Origin of the sequence: Mucilaginibacter gossypiicola (genome assembly GCF_900110105.1) — a bacterium.
GTDB classification, from domain to species: domain Bacteria; phylum Bacteroidota; class Bacteroidia; order Sphingobacteriales; family Sphingobacteriaceae; genus Mucilaginibacter; species Mucilaginibacter gossypiicola.
This window is the reverse complement of sequence record NZ_FOCL01000014.1, coordinates 18,036-37,383: the sequence shown is the minus strand read 5'-3', so window position 1 is coordinate 37,383 and position 19,348 is coordinate 18,036. Positions and strand designations below refer to the sequence as shown.

9 protein-coding genes are annotated in these 19,348 nt (G+C 44.4%); 1 reads left to right on the top strand and 8 read right to left on the bottom strand.

The annotated features are described in order from the left end of the window. Positions 1 to 5: 5 nt before the first annotated feature. The 3 genes from BMX50_RS29250 to BMX50_RS29240 form a co-directional block, all read right to left on the bottom strand. Positions 6 to 1,352 carry a phage integrase SAM-like domain-containing protein gene (locus tag BMX50_RS29250; RefSeq protein WP_167668140.1) on the bottom strand — a complete coding sequence of 449 codons (1,347 nt, stop codon included), beginning with the start codon at positions 1,350 to 1,352 and terminating at the stop codon, positions 6 to 8. Between the two features lie 367 nt (positions 1,353 to 1,719). Continuing rightward, positions 1,720 to 3,570, bottom strand: coding sequence for a glycoside hydrolase family 36 protein (locus tag BMX50_RS29245; RefSeq protein WP_091219436.1), 1,851 nt, complete (start codon positions 3,568 to 3,570; stop codon positions 1,720 to 1,722). 26 nt (positions 3,571 to 3,596) lie between these two features. Next, positions 3,597 to 5,138 carry a glycoside hydrolase family 28 protein gene (locus tag BMX50_RS29240; RefSeq protein WP_167668139.1) on the bottom strand — a complete coding sequence of 514 codons (1,542 nt, stop codon included), beginning with the start codon at positions 5,136 to 5,138 and terminating at the stop codon, positions 3,597 to 3,599. A 448-nt stretch (positions 5,139 to 5,586) separates the two neighbouring features. Here BMX50_RS29240 and BMX50_RS29235 point away from each other — a divergent pair, with 448 nt between their 5' ends. Continuing rightward, entirely contained in the window at positions 5,587 to 6,849 is a 1,263-nt protein-coding gene (locus BMX50_RS29235) for a hypothetical protein (RefSeq protein WP_091219429.1), read from the top strand. Positions 6,850 to 7,109: 260 nt separating this feature from the next. Here BMX50_RS29235 and BMX50_RS29230 read toward each other — a convergent pair whose 3' ends face one another. The 5 genes from BMX50_RS29230 to BMX50_RS29210 all read right to left on the bottom strand — a co-directional run bounded on the left by BMX50_RS29230 (position 7,110) and on the right by BMX50_RS29210 (position 18,891). Continuing rightward, positions 7,110 to 8,654 (bottom strand): GDSL-type esterase/lipase family protein, encoded by a 1,545-nt coding sequence (locus BMX50_RS29230; RefSeq protein WP_091219427.1) that lies wholly within the window; start codon positions 8,652 to 8,654, stop codon positions 7,110 to 7,112. A 100-nt stretch (positions 8,655 to 8,754) separates the two neighbouring features. Then, positions 8,755 to 12,390: a hypothetical protein gene (locus BMX50_RS29225; protein ID WP_208864829.1), complete on the bottom strand. Its 3,636-nt coding sequence runs from the start codon at positions 12,388 to 12,390 to the stop codon at positions 8,755 to 8,757. Between the two features lie 15 nt (positions 12,391 to 12,405). Next, positions 12,406 to 14,343, bottom strand: a complete 1,938-nt coding sequence (locus BMX50_RS29220; protein WP_091219424.1) for an NHL repeat-containing protein — start codon at positions 14,341 to 14,343, stop codon at positions 12,406 to 12,408. 17 nt (positions 14,344 to 14,360) lie between these two features. Further along, positions 14,361 to 15,764, bottom strand: a complete 1,404-nt coding sequence (locus BMX50_RS29215) for a RagB/SusD family nutrient uptake outer membrane protein (protein ID WP_167668138.1) — start codon at positions 15,762 to 15,764, stop codon at positions 14,361 to 14,363. A gap of 10 nt (positions 15,765 to 15,774) precedes the next feature. Beyond that, positions 15,775 to 18,891, bottom strand: coding sequence for a SusC/RagA family TonB-linked outer membrane protein (locus tag BMX50_RS29210; protein WP_091219418.1), 3,117 nt, complete (start codon positions 18,889 to 18,891; stop codon positions 15,775 to 15,777). Positions 18,892 to 19,348: the final 457 nt, after the last annotated feature.

Genomic DNA, 19,348 nt, shown 5'->3' with positions numbered 1-19,348 from the left:
CAGTTTTACGATGCTGTCTTGCCTGTTTCCTCTTGAATAGAAAGTCGAGCAAGTACATTGTTCATTGCACTATCAATTTCCTCATTCACAAAATTATTGTTCATGTAGCTTTCAGTTGTTTGCAGGGTCGAGTGTCGGAAAACCTGCTGCAATTGATGTGCGGGTATTATATTTTTGGCCATCTGTGCAAAGCTATGGCGGCTTTTATGTGAGGTAACCTCTTTATTTACCTCCGCTTTCTCCGTCGCCTTTAGCATGTGCTTGTTATTGGCTTTGATGCGCACTTTAATATAAGATTGAACCTCAGCCTTATTATTCAAATCTGGTAGCTTCTCTAAATCAGGGAAGACCAGGTTATGTTTCGGGTTCTCTCTTTTGTACTGAGCCAGTATCGCTTCTGCCTTTGGTGATACTTTTAGTGAGCCTCCTTTTTCGTTTTTTCCCATCTTATAATAAAGACGACCATCTTCAAAATCCGACCACTTCAACCGCAGCACATCGGAAGCGCGCATTCCCCCAAAGTAGAAAGCAAATAGCCACAGATTTCGTGCGTGATTAGCTTTTTCTGTTAAAGTGGCATTTTCAAGGGCCGTAATATCGGCAGGCGTTAAGCCGCTTTTCTTGCTATCAGGGAATTTAATAACAACGCCGCCTTTACCAAAAGGATAGTATTTAGGATCAACCAGTTTATCAGCAATGGCTTGGTTATAGATTGAGCGGATAACTACCAAATGGTTAACAGCGGTACGCTCGGTAATTGAACGCGTACCTTTAAGCCAGGCTTTAAAATCCTTTAGAAAAGTTGTATCGATCTCTTGGAAATGAATATCCCGGTTATTTACAAACTCTTTCAGCCGTTTGACGCGTGGCTTTTCTGCTGAAAGACGGTTAAAGTTTCCCGCTCTTTCAAGCCGAGCTATATATAAATCTGCCTGTTTGAAAAATGTATTGTCTTTAGCGGCTTTTACCGCACGTTTAATAACATGCGCTGAAGTATCAGTATTATTAACTTCAAGCTGAATAAGTTTATCACTGGCCTCCGCTACCTGCTTTGCGATGAGGTTATTTAACCAGGTAGAATTAGGGTGCGACTTTTTAACGGTGCCCTCTTTGGCGTTCCAGTCTTTCAACTTGACTGAATGACGCAAAGTTATAACTGATTTTTTGCGGTCTTTTATTATCTGAATGAGAATTGAATGCTCGCCGTCCGAATTTTCGCGATCTCTTAAACGTACCCTTACCGAAGCCATATAAAAACTGATTTGATGATGTAAAGATACGGATTTCGGTGAAACAATGGTGAAACATTGGTGAAACATTTTGTGGTTTTTTATGATATCAAGTGAAAACATTTGAGATAAAAACCGCATTTAAAGTCAAAAAAAGCACATTTATTATGATATGATTTCAAATAACGCAGGACTTAAAATCCTGTTCCCGTAAACGGAGTGCGGGTTCGATTCCCGCTCTGAGTACTTGAAAATGAAGCGATTAGGTGAAAGACACTAATCGCTTTTTTGTTGTTAAAAATTTCTGGTGAAACATTAAAAATCTATGCCTGATCTTTTTATGTCCCCCAACTTTTCTACCTGATCCATTAAAAATTGGGATCAGGTAGAAAAATTGGCTGTAATTTTTCGGTCAAGATCAACACCAGCATCGAGAACTTGGCTGTTCAGGAATATCAATTGTATTTAGCTGCCCTGATTTACAATACGGTTACCACAGGCAAGCTATCCCCGAGGGCGGGATATTCAACTTCCAAATACCTGAACCAGCTTTCAACCTGCTAACGCGTATTTTTTTTCCTTCGCAATCAAATATCTCAGCTCTGTAGCTTCTGTCTGTCATTAACTTTACCAATACTCCATTGGTAGTTTTCCCGTTAATGATATCGACAAGAGGTTTATTTAAAAGCAGGGGCTTGCTTTGATCGTTATAAACTGCGGCTATCAGCTTATTTCCTTTTTCACTACTGAGTACCGGGTAATTCATCTCGGGCCCATAAGCCCTGAATTTGCCGTTTACCAAAACATCTTTGTTTTTGAGCCAGTAACGGGTATAAAACCGGATCATATTCAGGTGTGAAGCCGGGATATCTTTTAATCGTACAGAAAGCTGCGGAACGGAGAAGATCACATTCAGGAATTGCAGGGCTGCAACAGCAGCCCCGTCTTCATAATTCCAGGTAAGCATATCAGAATGAACGGCAGTCTCGCCGGCCAGCAACCTGATATCTGCTATCCTGATCCGGTTTGTAAGTGCAGCAGCCGCGCAATCCCCAGCCCGGAACATATTTCCATATTTACGCATTGCCGGGCCCGTGTAGGATTGCCGAAACTCGATCAGGATATCCGGCTTGATCGTAGTGAGCGTATTTTTTATCTCCGACATCAACGCATCAACACCCGCATAAACCGACTGGTAATCTGCCTCTTTACCGGCAACCGGCGGATCACCGGACTGATTAGTGAAGCTATCGATAAAATCAAGTTTAAACCCGTCAAGCTTCCATGATCTGAGCGCCTGCACATACCGGTCAACTATGAACTTTCGTACCTCGGGATATCTCGGATCAAGTATCGCGGCAGATTGACGGTCGCTTTTGTATAGTATTTTGTTTTCAAAGCGGTTATAAGCTTCGGCATGATACCCCATAAAAGGTACTGAATACCAAAGCAGGCACTTCATCCCGGCTGAGTGCACTTTTTTCACAAAATCGGCCATATGAACAAGACGCTCCGGCTTCCAGTCGCCGGTAAAACCATAGCCACCAGAATGGTTTGCAGTTTGCCAGCCGTCATCAACAATAATTCCGGTATAGCCCAGCTTCCGTGCTTCTACGCACTCTTTAAGAAGCATAGGTTCATCGAAATTCTGATGATAACTGTACCATGTTGAATATAAAGGTTGCTTTGCCGCAGGTGGGATCACGGCGGGGTGATACTCCGGCATGGCCGCCCACCAGGCAGCTACCCGGTGCAACGCTTCTTCATACCTTTCGTCCCGGTCATTGAACATCAGGGTAACCTGGTATGATTTCTTGTTCCGCTCTTCACCCGTAAGCTCAATGCCGGCACTGCAATTTAGTACAGAACTATCTTCATTAATACCTGCGGACAGAACAGTTTTGTGAAATGCATCGGACAGGGCGATGGTTAACCGGTTTTGCCCCGCATCATTATACATAGCTAAAACAGGTGCCTGACTGGCAAGGTTAGCCTGTACTTTGAGGCCTGCATGCATAAAACGTGCTTCGTTAGCATTGGTAGTCCAGATGCCGCTAATATCCCGGAGCGGTGAACTCCATTTAATATTAATTTCATTTTTAAACGAACCGGTAGTAGTGAAGCGGCAGGTCAGGAGTAAAATTCCACTTTGAGATTGCTCATGATTTATATTTACGCTTACACCTTCCTGTTTGGGAATAGTAAATTTGAATGCGCCAGCCTGGTACTCCTGGGCACCTGTTTGTATAACTAAAAAGCAAAATATTGGTAACAGTAATTTCAGGGCATAGCCGGGTTTGAAGTATTTTTTGCTCTTAGGTTTAGATATGGTAATGTTCATTTGTTAATTCGAGAGATCAATAAATATTATCTGATGGTAAGCGCCTTTTTCAGTGCCAAATCTTTTAGTTCATAAAGGCGGCGGATGTTGCTATCGTTTTTTCCGGTTATGTTGATACAATCTGATTGCACACCACGCACCCGGAAAAGAAGCGGAATTTGTTGACCTGGTACATAACTTTCAAAACTCAATCCGGAAACCTCGTTGAGTTCCACCAATGGCACACCCTCCATAGGAGGTACTGCTTTTAAACCAGCGATGCGGATTTCATGTCCATCCTCAATATATACGGCCGGCCGTGCCTCACTGCCGGCTGGTTTAAACTGAATATTATAAAGACTGATGTTGTTAACATGCCTGAGATAAATCCCGTAGGCCGGCAAACTGGTACCGAACATCCGGTTTTCGGGATAAGCAAGCTCCTGTTCCGGCACTTTGGCCGTATATTCACTTATCTCCCCGCCTCCCGGGCTTTGAATATTGATATCACGCAGCACAATATTTTCTACCTTAAAACCAGGTATTGCTGTAATACTGCTCGCTATGCGGCTCACACTTTTGGCTGTTACGTTGCTGATCATTACATTTCTGATAGCGCCTGTGGAATTACTTCTGCTGCCAAGCCTGATAAATAGCGCCGTTTGCACGCCATCCATTACGATGTTGCTGATATTAATGCCATCCATTATTCCACCATCAACTATCTCCAATGCAATCCCTGCAAGCCCGGTCACCGGCTCCTTTACCCCCGGTACGCTCCGTTCCCAAAAGCGAAAACGTGATTCAGAAGCCCTCCGCAAAACACAATTGCATACGCTTATATTTCTGAAACCACCCACAGAAGCAGTACCCATCTTAATAAAATTACAATTGGAGGCAAGTACGCAGTTTGATACAACCACATTTTGACAAATAAAGCTGCTGTCGCTTTTAAAACACAGGGCGTCATCATCGGTATCGATAATGCAGTTACTGATCGTTACATTTTTACTGTCGATATCCAGTCCGTCATTATTAAAATTCACATGAGCGTATATATTGATGCCGTCAACATTAACCTGGTCATTATATAACAGGCGAAATGTCCAGAACGCAGAGTTTTTAAGGCTGATACCGGCAACCCTTACCTTGCTGCATTTTTTGATCATCACCAGGAATGGCCTGTCGGGTGCATTATCCCCTTTAAAAAATGCTTCTCCATTACCGTTAATCTCGCCGTAACCCGTAATACCCACATCAGTTGCGTTTAAAGCGAATATCAGCCCCCGCTCTCCGGCAAATTTGGGATAATCAGCACGGTCCTTGCTTCCCGAAATTTTTGCGCCCCTCTCCAGGTAAAGTTCAACATGGTTTTTTAAATGTATAGTACCCGTCAAGAAATCTCCCGGGGGCACCACCACCCGGCCACCACCACCGATGCTGCATACATCGATAGCTTTTTGAATATATTTTGTAGATAGCTGACTGCCGTTTCCTATCGCTCCATAATCTGTAATAAGATAGTCGGCTGCCAGCGTTATACCCGGAAAAATAAGGCAGGCAAGGAGCAACGCAATGATCTTCTTCATCGGCACTATCATTTAATTCTTGTTGTTAATGATTGAATATGCGGTGCAGACAGGATGATTCGTTCAAGTAGATATGATCCCGTAAAAGGGAGTAACGGCAGAAAATAATTTCTCATAATTTATTAGTGTGTTCAAATTGGTGACCGGCCCTGCCAGAGTGCAGGGGAGATATTGAAGGCGAAACTATCAATTAGTATATTTCAGGATAAATGCATTCTCGGGCATAGTCAAGCAGAATACGCAAACATGGATTTTTCATTATTTTACCTGTATTATTGCTAACCGCTTTACTGTTTTCAAATAATAAAGCAGGGCGCCGATTCAAAAAAATCTTAAAAAAATAACACCAACTGTAATAAAGTAAGATTGCATTTTAGCATATTTGAAAGCCACCTAATAACTCAATTACTCCACCACTGATGCCTTTTGCACGATCGTTGACTTAAGAATGAAAAACCATGATTATTTGCTAAAATGTACTCAGCTAATTGAGGATAAAATGCAGTCGGGGCCGAGTGGTGACTGGATCGACTATCATTATACAAAGCTTCATGAGCAAATCTTTGAGGTAACCAAAACGTCGATAAGCGTACGCACACTGAAACGTATTTTCAAGGTAAACGATAATTACGAACCACAGATTGCCACCAAGAATGCAATGGCGCAATATCTTGGCTACAAAGACTGGGCATTTTTTTTAAAAGAGAATTTCGATAACGACCCCAAACCTTCCGAAAGCCCGGCCCCTGTTATTAAACCCGAAATCACTACCGGTAACAGACGACCAAAAGTTGTTTTTTTTGCCGCAGGAGCGCTTCTGTTAATCATACTGATCGTCGGCGTAAAGCTCTTTTTCAATAGGCCCAATGTTATTTTTAATGTTAAAAACACTTTAGGTCATGCGCCGCTAACTGCAGCCATCAGCTATGACCTATCTAACCTGGATTATAAAAATGCTTTTATAGATTTTGGAAGCGGTGGCGAATATAAACTGTTGCTTGGCCCTAAAGGCGAGCTCACCTACCAATACAAAACACCAAATTTTTACAAAATAAGGCTGATTGCGGATGGCCGTGTATTTGCAAAAAACACCGTTGATGTACAAACAAACGGATGGGTTTGCTATGTAGGCAATAATGACCAGAACGCCCGGGTGGTAACCGACTCCAACAAATTCAGCGATAAAAGCTCCTTGTATTTTGCTCCTTCAATAATAGGCGGGCTTAACATCAATACCAAAGAAGAATACTGGGTTGATTACCGCAATATCAAAAACTTTCATGTGGACGGCGATCAAATGACCGTAGAATTTCGCTTGCGCAACAGCCAGGATATGGGCGGCTTTGATTGCTTTGATACCAGCCTGGAGTTTACCGGCGAAAGCGGCAGGGGCCGTTTTAAATTTGTTAAGCCCGGATGCACCCAGTTTGCTGATACTGAATTCGGGGATACTCAATTAACCGGAAACTTCCACAATCTGTCTTCATTGGGTGTTGATCTGTCAAAATGGACAGTGGTACGCATCGAAACCAGGAATAAAACCAGCATGGTTTATATTAACAATATTTTTAAATATAAAACAGTATACAATGTCCCTATTGGTAACATCCGGGGGCTTTTTTGCCGGTTTAAAGGATCAGGGCAGCTTGATTTTATCAGGGTATATGATCAGCAACATCATTTGATATATGGCGATGAGTTTAACCACTAATGGGGCGAGCTTAAACCATGTCAAAAGATATAAAAATAAGAAATGCCTTTAACGTTGAACACGAGGCACCGGAGCCTTAAAGCCTTCATTTCATTATCTATAAATAAGTAACTCCTACGGAGTTGTTTTTTCAAGATTGTTAAACTCCATAGGAGTACCATGTTTGTAGAACTAAAAAACTTAAGATGGCTCCGTAGGTGCCTCCTGTTTTTAAACGCGATTTTTCTTTTTACTCTTTAAGTTTTTGGCTTACATTAAACTCAATTTTCAGTAAATGCTTTCGCTATAAGTGGGGCAAGCAGGCCATAGCCGGCTTCATTAGGATGAAGCCCGTCTCCGAATAATTCCTCCTTAATTTTGCCAGCTTCATTCAGGAATACAATTCCGGGATTGATGTACTTGATTCCCATCTCCTGTGCAAGCTTTTCAATGGAGCCGTTAAGAACTGCGATCCTTGCTTCCATATTACGGCGTGGCATGATCCCTGAAATAATTAGCCCGCTTTGAGGCTGCCTTATTTTGACAGCAGCAATAAGCTGCCTGAGCCCCTTAATAATTTCATCATCGGTATTTGATTGCAGGTTATTGGTGCCTATCATCAATAAAATATGATCGGCTTTAAAACCGTCGAGTTCGTCATGATAGATTCTCCAAAGCACGTTTTCGATCCTGTCCCAGCCAAAGCCCATATTCTGCACACCCAATGGCTGCAGATAAGTGTCCCACGAATCTTTTCCCCTTGCGATGGATGATTGCGGCAGACCGCCCCAGTAGTGAATAATGGAATTGGCAAATATGATATTTTTAGGCGCCTTTTGCCTGATCAAAGCCAGTTCATCTGCATGCCGTTGCCGCCAGTCGTAGTTTCTGTCACGGTGCTGGGTTAAAGGTCTCATGGTTGAAATTCCGCCCTCCGGTTCCTGCAGTGCAAAGCGCACTTGCGAATCGAAATCAGTCCAATCATCTGCCGCCGGGTGGCTTAACACATGGATGTCTTTTAATCCTGCTGTTTGCCTGCTTATTTCCTTCAATGCTGCCTGTGTTTGCTTAGATGGAGCATGCTCACAAGGCACGATAAAGACAGGAATACCCGCCTGCTGAATTTGCCGCGCATCCTTAATAATTTCACTTTTCATACCGGCATCCCTGTAAGCACAAAGCTCCAGGAATACCGCTTTTGTACCGGGCTTTTTGCTTTCGCGTAGGAATGCCTTTCGATCAGTTTTCCCATCAAAAACAACAAGCGGACGATCCAGGGTTCTTTCCAGCCGGGCCGGCCAACTTGCTCCCGCCTCACTGTCCTTTGCCTGCTTATAAATAACAATTTGTTTTTCGGGCTGAAGTGGTAGCAACTCAAATTGGCTTTGTGCATCTGTACCAATGGCAATATCCGTCGGTGCCTGGTTTGCTGGCAAAAACAGCCTGTATTCGATAGTTTTGCGGGGTTGGTGGTTATCCGTTGAAATATCCCGAAACGATAATATAACCGAATCTTTTTCTGATCTGGTTCCATCAAATTCAGTCCATTTTCCGTCATCATCCAAAGCATACAATTTGCAAGTGCCTTCTACAGCTTTTCGTTTGATATGTTGAGCTGGCTCATAAGCCAGGCGGATGACGATATTATTGGTATTGGTAATAAAATTCAAATAAGGATAATTGCCTTTCCCTTCAGATATCCCATTCAAAACCTGTTGAAGCGGTGCGTGAAAATCAGTCCACTTAATACCGGTTGCCTGGGCTAAGCAATATCCCGGGATCATGAAAGCAAGGAAAAGAAATATATTTAATCTCTTAAATCTCATAGGTTCATTTTTATATAAAACTGTCCGCTGAAGATTTCAGCGGACAGTTTTGGACATTTATGGTTCAAACGATATTACGCATTTTTCTATTCCTGAATGGTTATTTTTCAAAACCAAACTCCACTTCGTTTGCCCAGTGCGTTTTCCAGTCGGGGTGAAAGGCCCTGGCATTTATTTTGGAAACACTCCGGTCTTTAGCCAGTTCCATCGTGGCAGCAGGAGATGCATTGTCGTTTACCCGGAAAGATAATTTTATCTTCTTTCCGCTTTCCAGCGCCCTATGAACATCCGGTATCTCCGACCATGGGATGGCACACTCTGTGATCAATGTATTGCCAATCCTTTTAATAACCAGCTGGCTGTTCTTTACCGGCCCTTCGCCTGCAGATTTTGGCTGGCGGGGAAAGAAGTGCTTCCTGTTAAGCTGCGGGGTGAGCAAGCGCCACATTTCTGTGCCACCGCCATACTCCGGCGCTACACTGTTCATGGCATACTCATAATCAGTATCCTTGTAACCGGTATATCCAGGCATGGTTCCCGGGGGATTTGCCAGCATACCATCGGTTCCTGCAGGCAACACATTAAAAGCCAGAATCACATTGTCATACGAATAGCCAAGCCCTGAATTATCCGGCGTTACCGGATTTTTACGATAGGTATAATGCCGTACCCCATCAGGCCATGGAAGCGGAAGTTTAACTTTCACCTCGGGGATACTAAGTTTAACATCTTCAGGCATCTTTGCGGCGGCTCCAATGATATTATATCCATTTTTCCCGTAAATCCCTTTCCAATTGCCCCTGGTATCCAGGTCCTCCTTAACAAAAACGGCTTTATCATGGACCTCCTTATCGGCAGGATCATCGAAGAAGATCCCGGCAACTTTCACTGATGTCCACCAATTATAGGTGCGAAAAACAACCCTTACTTTACCCGTAAGATCCAATGTTTCAAAAGCTCCCTGCCATAAGTTATCTATTTTTCTTCGCAACAGGAAATTGCCAGTCTGCCCGTCAAACACTTCAATTGTAGCGTTGGGCACCCTAATATTGGGCATATAGAAAGATACCCTGGTATATTTTTGTGCAGGCAGATCAAGATCGATACCAAATGCGTAAGCTACATCGCTGCTCGAAAGGAAATGCATGATCCTTCCGTTACCAGAGGGCATTTGTAAAGCACCGTTGTCATTACCTATTGCAGTGACGCTATCTTCCCTTGCCATCAGAGTTTTATCCATATCCATGATATAAGCGGTATCAGGATAAAAAAATGAATCGTCGGGCCTGTTTTCAAAACGATAAGTACCCGGGTGCGGTGTATTATCTGCAACTTTAGCAGCGAAGTAAAAATTCTTATCGTCGTAAGCAAAATAACCGTTGGCATAACCTTCAGCCCTGTTATCAAAGTTTTTAAACGGGTACCAGGCGGCTTCTGTAAGGCTCACGCTTGCTGTCCCTTTGCTGCTTACCGTTTGCGGTATAGCCTGTTGCCACTCGTCCAGGTTACCATCTACCTTTATCGGGATCCGTGAAATGGTGTTGACGTGCATATCCTCATTCAATACTGCAATACCATCTTTCGGCGTTTCGATGCGGACACTTAAAGGATAAACATTGGCCACGTTAGCCTTACCTTTGATTATTTGCAGTGGCACAGTGATAGTTTCGTGAGGACGGATATTTATGTTTTTATTATAAGACAACTTAAAATCAGAGAGTGTAGCCTGCAGTTGCCCGCTTACCGGCCGGTTAAGAATATTAGTTAGCTGAAGATTAAGCACGGCTGTTTGCTCAATGCGTGCCGTCATATCTTTAGCAACAATTTCTATTGGCTCATATCCCGAGATCCTGGCATGTTCCATGGCCTTAACAAGCCTGTCGAAAGAGCCTTTAGAGCCATCAGATCTAAGGTAATACCCCTGCGTATTAAGCGGAACCTGAATATTCCCTGCATTGGGGGGAATGAGATTGCCGTAAAAATCATACAGCCTGAAGTGGCTGTCGGCAGGAATAACCATTGAGCCGCCTGAAAGTGGCTCAGTTATTCTTAATAAATGTGACAGGCTGTCTTTCTGAGCGGTGTTAAGCGATTTATCATTCAATTGCTTGCGGATCCGTTCTTTATCCTCAATTTCCTTAAGACCCCTAACGTTCCTGAAAAGCAGCCGTTCGGCACCAAAAGCCTCGCCAATATCACCACATACAACCGCTGTGCCATCGTCAGGGTTATGGTCATTACCGTCAAACAGCATTACCCAGGGCAAGCCTTTTTTAAACAATAGCCTGTTAAAATCCCTTTCTCCAATCAAATGCTGCACCGCGCCTACTCCAACAGCAGGTGACCAGGCATCGGGGATCCTATCGATCATAACATGACCTGAATTTGTCATGACTTTTTGCTTAAAATGCTCTGAGCCCCTCCCCCCTGTTGAAAGATATCCGGCATAGATCCCCATAGAACGGTCGTACCCGGTAGATCTGTTGGTTGCTACGGTAAGCCCAATTCGGTCATCCGTGTTGCCTACCCAACTTTCCGTGTCCCAGATCTTCACCCTGCCTTTCGGCGATTTGCGGTTGATCCACTCCGGGTAAATGCTTGGGGTTTCCATACCCTGGTAATGAATGGAACAAAAATCGAAGATGGGCAGGAACGTCATTTTGCCATCGGCAAAAAGTTTGTCCCAGGCATTCGAATTGGAATCCCCTCCTCCTACCAATACATCTGCACCTTTTTTGCGGCCTTCTAAAACGGCGTCGGCCATTACCTTATAAATTTCCCGGTATCGCAGGATATCGGACTGCCAGCCCGAAATTGAACTTCCTTCCCATGGCTCATTCCATAAAGAAACGGCAGTAACCGGGCCCTTCGGCCAGCCCTGATCCACACAGAACCTGTTCACAAATTTCCCAAAATCAGGATCGGAAGAAGGCCCCCAAACCCAATCTTGTTTGGTTTTTCGCATCACGCCCTCATCGTTTAACAATGCTCGGGGCATATCAAGCGGTAATTTTGCAGTACCTGCACCAAACATCAGTAAAACCGTGATATTTCTGTCGCGGTATTTTTTTAGTTTTTCGTACAAGGCAGATAATTTGCTCTGATAATCAGCATCAGTTGTTGGGAAATAATCAACACCCATCCTTATTGCCTGAACGCCAAGTCGCTGCAGAAAATCCGGATCCATATCATCCAGCGATTGCTTGGGATATTGCAGCCTTTTAGGATTGGCCGCAAAAGTTCTTACCACACTGCAAACAAGGCGGCGACCATATTGGCCCAAATCAAGAACAAGGGCATATCCGCCAAAAGTGGCCGGGATATTTGGTTTTACTTCGATATTGGTAAAACCTTTCGTTTTAATGGAAACGGGTAGATCTGACGACGACACCGTAGCAAACTTTACCACTTCGGGCAGCCACACATCATTCGGCCTGCCTTTGGTACCGTACCTGATAATTTCCAGTTTACCTTTAACCTCAAGAGGACCATCCAAGTTGTTGACAACCTGAATGGTATAGCCCGGCTGTTCGCCGGGCCAAAGTATATTGGTATTGGTACTTGAACGGATGAGCGCAACATCGTAGTCATATTGCCTTAAACCCGTTTTGAGATTGAAAACCTGGTCGTAATTTACCCATTGCCCGGGAGAGGTCATTTGTGCAGTTACAACAAGCGGACTTCCTAACAGTAACAGGAACAGGCATTTTAATAGTATCGAAATAATTGTATTCATTTAAAGTTGCGGTTATTATTGGCCGGGTGTCCATTGATAAAGTACCACCTTATTAGCATTGTAATCATCTTTGGTTACCAGGTATTGCCCGTTTGATTTTCTGTAGGCGTTAATGCCGTACATCGAATCAACATCGTTGCCAACGTACACATCATTATTGGTAGTCATGCTTAGTACCAGGGTACCGGTTGCAAGATCAAAAATATCGATATTAGGTACTGCATAATAGCCCACAAATACGTAATTACCCGAAGCAGTTAATGATTTGGCCTGCCCCCTGGTAAGGGTTATAACTGTATTTGGAGTACGGTTGCCAGCTTTCCATCCATTATAGACTTCTATCCTGTTGCCTATCAGCGTCCAGTCGGCGCTCCCGCCGGCCAGTATCATCCTGTCGCCATTGGGCAGATAGGCCAGCCTGTTAAGAGGTGCTATACTTGTGGGCACAGCTGTACTTACCGGTGAAGCCCAGATCGGCTTTCCGCTGCCTGCAAAGCCGGTAAGTTCGTAATACTGAATAGCGTTGGTTTTATCCTGCGAGATCCAGACCCCACCCAACGAATCTAAGGCAAAACCGTTCCTTACCTTAGTAAAAGAATCGCCCGGGATGCCGATATAACCATCGGTATTCCTGTTAAAATAAAAGCTATAGAAAGTATCAGGATTTTGACCGCATGCTATCAGGATTCTTTTTCCGCTAACATTGGCAAAATGCCCGAAATGCAATCCCCTTGATGGGTCAGCAAGGTTGATACGAGGGTCGGTAGGGTACCGGAACGGATCTATGGTATTGCCTTTAAATCTTCCGCCGCCGGTACCACTATAAGTGTAGAAAATGTTCCCGCTGTAAAAATCAGCGCCGTCTGTCCCGGAATCTGCCCCGGCATTACCTTCAAAATTAAGCGCCTGCAATACCCATAGCAACGTTCCGGATGTGCTGTAACAATGAATATCAGTAGCACCGTTGCGGCCTAAATCCCATGAGCCACCCCAGGGGTTATTGAGCACATACAGCTTTCCTGTATTATCCTTTCCTATCCCTACTACCCTGGTAAACCGCTTATCCCCTGTTTGCCCTCTGATACCCGTTGTGGATTCCAGGTACCCACCGGTAACGCCGAAGGTGGATTGCAATTGCGGAGTAGCCGACAGGTTTGAATAAATTTTGATGTTTTGATCCGGCCCCTGATCGCCAATATAAAGTAACCCGGCTGCTTTATCACAATACAGTGCAGAAGGCCTGCTATTGGCTCCCATATCAATTACCGCACCGGCAACACCTGCGGTGCTGTAGCTCTTTACCTGGCCGGTACTCATCTGGGCAACCCATAGGTTGGATTGGCTATCCATTGCTAACGGTCCTGGTTCGGTAACCGTCCACTCCCTTAGTAAAACCCCGGCGTTACTATATACACCAATCCGGTTTCCGGCAAAATCACTTACAAAAATCTCGCTGCCGTTTACCAAAATCCCACGAATGGCGTCACCAGTTCCGTTACTTGCTTTAAACAGCAGGTTACGCGTTTTTGTGGTTCGACCGTAGCGACCAATATAACCGGCATTCGGGGCTTGCTGGGCTGTATAGATAGATGTCGAATCACCACCAATGGCGCTTCCCTGCGAATCTTTAGTCCCCCCCATTGCACCGATGGTAACACCATTTTGGTAGATGCCAATATTTCTGCTCTTTTCATCCCAGGCTGATGCTGTATAAACTATACCATCGGGCGAAACCCACATTGACCGGGCAGCATTACCTACGTGATTAGTGACATCAGCAAAATTGTTCCCGAACCACGTTACGGTGTAATCGTTTACGGAGGCAGGTAAGTTTTGATTACCCGTGGTTAAAGCAGGTTTTGAATGGCCATTGCCAGCTACAATTTGCTTTTTACAATTAGTACCCATTGCGGCAAAACATGCCAGAAGCGCATAAATTACTTTCTTTTTCATAGATATCATTATTGAAATTAATAGCCTGGATTTTGTTGTAGTTTAGGGTTACGGCCAACTTCGCGCAATGGTATAGGCCACAGCATTTGATTAGCCGAAATACCAAGTACCGCCGCAGCACGGCCTGTTCTGACAAGGTCATAAAAACGTTGCCCTTCAAAGCAAAGCTCTTTCATTCGCTCATTTTCAATTGCCTGTGTAAGGTTATAGCTGTTAGCTACATCGTTTGCACTGGGAAAATCACGGACAGAGGCTGTTGTTACCGGCAGGCCAAATGCCCGCCTCCTGATCATGTTAAGTGCTTCCGTTGCCTCGGCAGTTTGCCCCAGGTTGTTAAGCGCTTCCGCACGCACAAGAATGATATCTGCAAGCCTGATGGCTATAATATTGGGATCGGTACCATTGGTAAGCCTCAAATATTTCCCAACATACGGTACAGGTGGCGTGGCAGGGCTATTGCTCACAGAAACGTTTTTTCTGATATCACCTGCTTCAAAAGCATTGATGATCTTATCTGTTGGTACTATCTGATAACTACCGCCCTGGATACCTGAAGGGGCCGGCGTAGGTACATACAAACTGAATAAACCATTACTTTCAGACGATGAGCTTACATACTGGATTTCAAAAATAGATTCGTTGCTGTTTTTTGATGAAGCTGAAAACATGGCCGAATATGCCGAAGCACCAGAAACAAGGCTATAGGTAGTATTGTTCATTACTTCCAATGCTTTAGCAGCAGCGTTATTGTAATCTTTCATGCTTAAGTATACTTTGGCCAGTAAGGCTTTTGCTCCACCCTGCGTAGCCCTGCCCCTCGTGTCGATATTGGAAGCATAACTTAAGGGAAGATTGGGTTCAGCATTTTTCAGATCGGCCACGATCTGTGCGAATACCTGATCAGACGTAGAACGGGCGATGGTGAAATCAGCGTTAAACGAATCGTAAGGCATGGTTACCAGCGGCACGCCGCCATAGGCCTTCACCAGGTTAAAATAAAAGTAGGCCCTTGTAAAATATGCCTCGGCCAAAATCCTTTCTTTTTGCCCGGCAGCGAATAAGCTGCCGTCTATTTTCGGTACATTTTTCAGTACATCATTACACCTGCCAATGCCTGTGTAGTTATTTTGCCAGTAAGAAGCAACTATGGCGTTATCTACAGTGATACCATGCTGCGAAAAAGGGCTGTAATTGATCAGTAAAGCATTGGCCAGATCCGAAGCTGCATCAAAGGCTACCGGGTATTGAGTGGATAATGCCTGAACAGCATCGTAGATCCCTGTAGCTGCAGCTTCCGCATCGGCCGGGGTTTTATAAAAATTTTCTTCCGTGATTTTATCCTGCGGAACCTGGTCAAGTACCTTGGTACATGAGTTAAACAGTAATACTGGTATAAGGAGCGTTATTAAAAACTTTTTCATGATGGTTGAATTAAAAACTAACATTGATGCCTGCGCTAATGGTACGTGGTTGCGGCTGCACAGCATAATCGATACCCAGCTGCGAATTTTTAACCGATTGGTTCTGTGCTTCCGGGTCATAACCGGAATACTTTGTCCACAAGGCAAGATTTTGGCCGCTCAGAAATACTTTTGCCGACTGGATCCGCATCCTTTTTAAAAATGATGAGGGGAGATTATAGTTCAGCGTAATGTTTTTCAGCCTGAGGAACGAGCCGTTCTCTACCCAGCGCGAAGACATTTCACCATTAGTAAGGCTGTTGGTAACAACCGGGTCATTAAAAATTGCTTTAGGCACGTTGGTATTAGTGTTGGAAGGCGTCCATCGGCCCAAAACGGTAGTATTACCGTTGTTGTAGCCCGCCATGCGCTCAAGGATTGCCCGGGTTTGGTTATATACCTGGTTACCATAGGAGAAATAAAGGAAAACACTAAGGTCAAACCCTTTATAGCTGAATGTATTGGTAAAGCCACCTGTGAATTTTGGCAGCGCATTCCCGATGATAACCCTGTCGGCAGCGTTGATCTTTCCATCGCCGTTGGTATCCTGGTAGATCATATTCCCGGTAGCAGGATCTACACCTAAACTTTTGTAGCCAAAAAACGACCCGACAGCTTCACCCACACGGTAGATACTGGTTGGCAGTGTTGTGCCATAAAGGCCGGGCAAACTTTCTGTAAAATCCGAGCTGCTGGGATCGCCTACAACCAACTGAGGAAGTTCGGTGATCTTGTTCCGGTTAAAGGACATGTTATAGTTTGTGCTCCAGCGAAATTTACCCCTGATATTATCAGTGCTCACGTTAATGTCAATACCTTTATTCTGCAGTTTGCCGATGTTAGCACCATTTGTCCGGGCGAAGCCTGACGTATAAGGCAGATCGAGTTTAAAGATCAAACGGTTAGTTTGTTTCAGATAGGCATCAACAGTAATATTAACACGGCTATTGAAAAGAGACAGGTCAATCCCCAGGTTGGTTTGCGTGGTTGCTTCCCAACTTAAATCTTTATTTGATAGCGTTGAAGCTGCAATACCTGGTTCGGTGCCGTAATTAACTGCGGTTGCGTAAGTAGCCAATGACGGAAAATCGTTTCCTAAGCCTTCCTGGCTGCCCGAAACACCAATGCTTGCACGCAGTTTCAGGTCATCAATAAAATGCTGGTTCTTCATGAACGATTCATTGCTGATACGCCAGCCGCCGGATATTGTCGGGAAAAACCCATACTTCTGGTTGTTACCGAAGCGCGAAGAACCGTCAATACGCGCTGCTACCTGTACAAGATACCTGTCCTGGTAATTATAATTAACACGGCCGAAGTAAGAGAGCAAGCCAGATTTTGAGCGGTAATCGCTTGCTTCGGTGCGATTGGTAAAACCGGTTATGGCTTCAATCAGATCTGTAGCACTGGTGTTTCCGGCCGCGCCGATACGGCGGATACTGGTTACCTGTGTACTTTCACCTATCACTCCAGAAAGTGAATGCCCCTTGGGTAAATTAGCTGTATAGGTTAATGTGTTCTCGTTCAGCCAAAGCATCTGCGTAAAAAAATCGGCCGCACCGGTAGCCGCACTCCTGTTGTTGATTTCTGTGGATTGATAGCGATCGTCCTGGATACCCTGGTTGTCCATACCGAAACTTGTGCGGAACTTCAGATTGGGCAGGATGGCATATTCGCCAAAAACATTCCCCACGTAGCGGTCAACAATAGATACAAAACGGAGGTTATTGGCCAGCATTACCGGGTTGGTAGCCCTGCGGTTAACGTCATAATAGTAACTTCCATCGGCGTTATAAATGGGATAATTGGGATTGTATATCAATGCATTGGCAAGTACCGATTGCCCGGAGAAACTGTTGTCGATACGATTGTTCAGGGAGTGCATACCGTTAACGCTGATGCCTATTTTCAGGTTATCGGTAGCTTTATATTCCAGGTTTACGCGGCCGTTAAAGCGCTTGAAATGCTGCTGCCCTACAACTGTGCCTGTTTGATCCAGGTAGCCGAATGATAAATAATGGGTAATATTTTTATCCCCTCCCGAAACTGACAGATTGTACTCCGAAATAGGCGCGTTTCTGAAAATTGCATCCTGCCAGTTGGTATTGGTACCCGTTTTAACAATTGCCGGGTCAACAGGCAGGTTAGCATTGGCGCGTTCTTCAGTTATCAGGTCCACATACTGATCTCCGTTAAGCAGCGGGAGCCTTTTGGTTACAGTTGCAACACCTGTATAAGCATTAAAGTTAAAGCGGGCCCGTCCGCTCTTGCCTTTCTTAGTAGTTATCAGGATTACACCGGCTGCTGCACGGGAACCGTAAATAGCAGTAGCCGCAGCATCTTTTAACACCTCTATAGATTCTACGTCATTCGGGTTAATATCATTGGTAGCCGTTATACGCTGCCCATCGCCGCCAAGCGGAGATACGCCCGCAGGAATATTATTCATCGGCACACCATCAATTACGTACAAAGGCCTGTTTTCACCAAATAAAGAGCCGTTACCACGGATGCGGATATAGGTTTCATCGCCGGGTGCACCCGAGTTTTGAACTACCTGCACACCGGCAACTTTTCCCTGCACGGCAGCATCAAGATTTGTTACCGGAACCCTTGCAATGTCCTCCCCTTTAATGGAGGAAACGGATGATGTCAGATCTTTGCGGGTTTGGGTGCCGTAGCCAACAACCACAACTTCATTAAGTGAGGTTGATTCTTCAACAAGTTCAACAGAGATACTGGTCTTTGTACCAACAGGAACTTCCTGTTTCACAAAGCCTACCATGCTGAATACCAGGATGGCGTTATCACCGGCTTTAATGGTAAAACGTCCGTTAGCATCGGTGATTGTTCCCCCTTTTTGCCCCTTAACAGCCACCGTTACACCAGGCATTGGCTGCCCTTTTGTGGTTACCGTACCTGTGATAACATTATCCGGAACAAGGTGAAAGGTGCTGCTTTTAATAACTGAATGTGCATTTGCAAGGGTTGCTGTACTACTAAGGGAAATACAGCTTACAATTGCAGGTATAGCACAAAGACTTAATGCTTTGTGCCTATACTTCCATTGAAGTAAAGATAATTTCATAATTGATTGTTAATTGTCAAATTGGTTTATTGCCAGATGACGCTAAATCATTGGATGCTCGTCTTTATGATTTGTTCAACTAATCACTAATACCCGGTAGCATGCACACCGGGCAATCGTTATCAGTTTAGCAGAATGAGAAAAGTATCCCGGTTCACGAAAAGCGCCGTCATAATAATTGGTTTACATCATCCCAAATTCAGGGGCAGCATTTGCAACTGATGCCGGATAAATCAGAGACTATTGTCAAGGCAAACATATTATTACTGCTATCAAAACACATCAGGCAGATTCAGGCATTTACATGCAGAGTAAGGAAAGCGCATTAACTATGGTGGGTATGAAATTACGAGCTATTGTAAATATCAATTAGGCGGAGAAAAACCGGTATGTTCAAATCACGCCGCCTGTTCATATAATACCTGGCGGATGAGCAGAAAAGTTGCAGGGACTCTTC

What these genes read in the sequence shown, in the direction of transcription:
- BMX50_RS29250 (WP_167668140.1), bottom strand. Translation starts at nt 1,352, where the DNA reads ATGTTTTCACTTGATATCATAAAAAACCACAAAATGTTTCACCAATGT.
- BMX50_RS29245 (WP_091219436.1), bottom strand. Translation starts at nt 3,570, where the DNA reads ATGAACATTACCATATCTAAACCTAAGAGCAAAAAATACTTCAAACCC.
- BMX50_RS29240 (WP_167668139.1), bottom strand. Translation starts at nt 5,138, where the DNA reads ATGAAGAAGATCATTGCGTTGCTCCTTGCCTGCCTTATTTTTCCGGGT.
- BMX50_RS29235 (WP_091219429.1), top strand. Translation starts at nt 5,587, where the DNA reads ATGAAAAACCATGATTATTTGCTAAAATGTACTCAGCTAATTGAGGAT.
- BMX50_RS29230 (WP_091219427.1), bottom strand. Translation starts at nt 8,654, where the DNA reads ATGAGATTTAAGAGATTAAATATATTTCTTTTCCTTGCTTTCATGATC.
- BMX50_RS29225 (WP_208864829.1), bottom strand. Translation starts at nt 12,390, where the DNA reads ATGAATACAATTATTTCGATACTATTAAAATGCCTGTTCCTGTTACTG.
- BMX50_RS29220 (WP_091219424.1), bottom strand. Translation starts at nt 14,343, where the DNA reads ATGAAAAAGAAAGTAATTTATGCGCTTCTGGCATGTTTTGCCGCAATG.
- BMX50_RS29215 (WP_167668138.1), bottom strand. Translation starts at nt 15,764, where the DNA reads ATGAAAAAGTTTTTAATAACGCTCCTTATACCAGTATTACTGTTTAAC.
- BMX50_RS29210 (WP_091219418.1), bottom strand. Translation starts at nt 18,891, where the DNA reads ATGAAATTATCTTTACTTCAATGGAAGTATAGGCACAAAGCATTAAGT.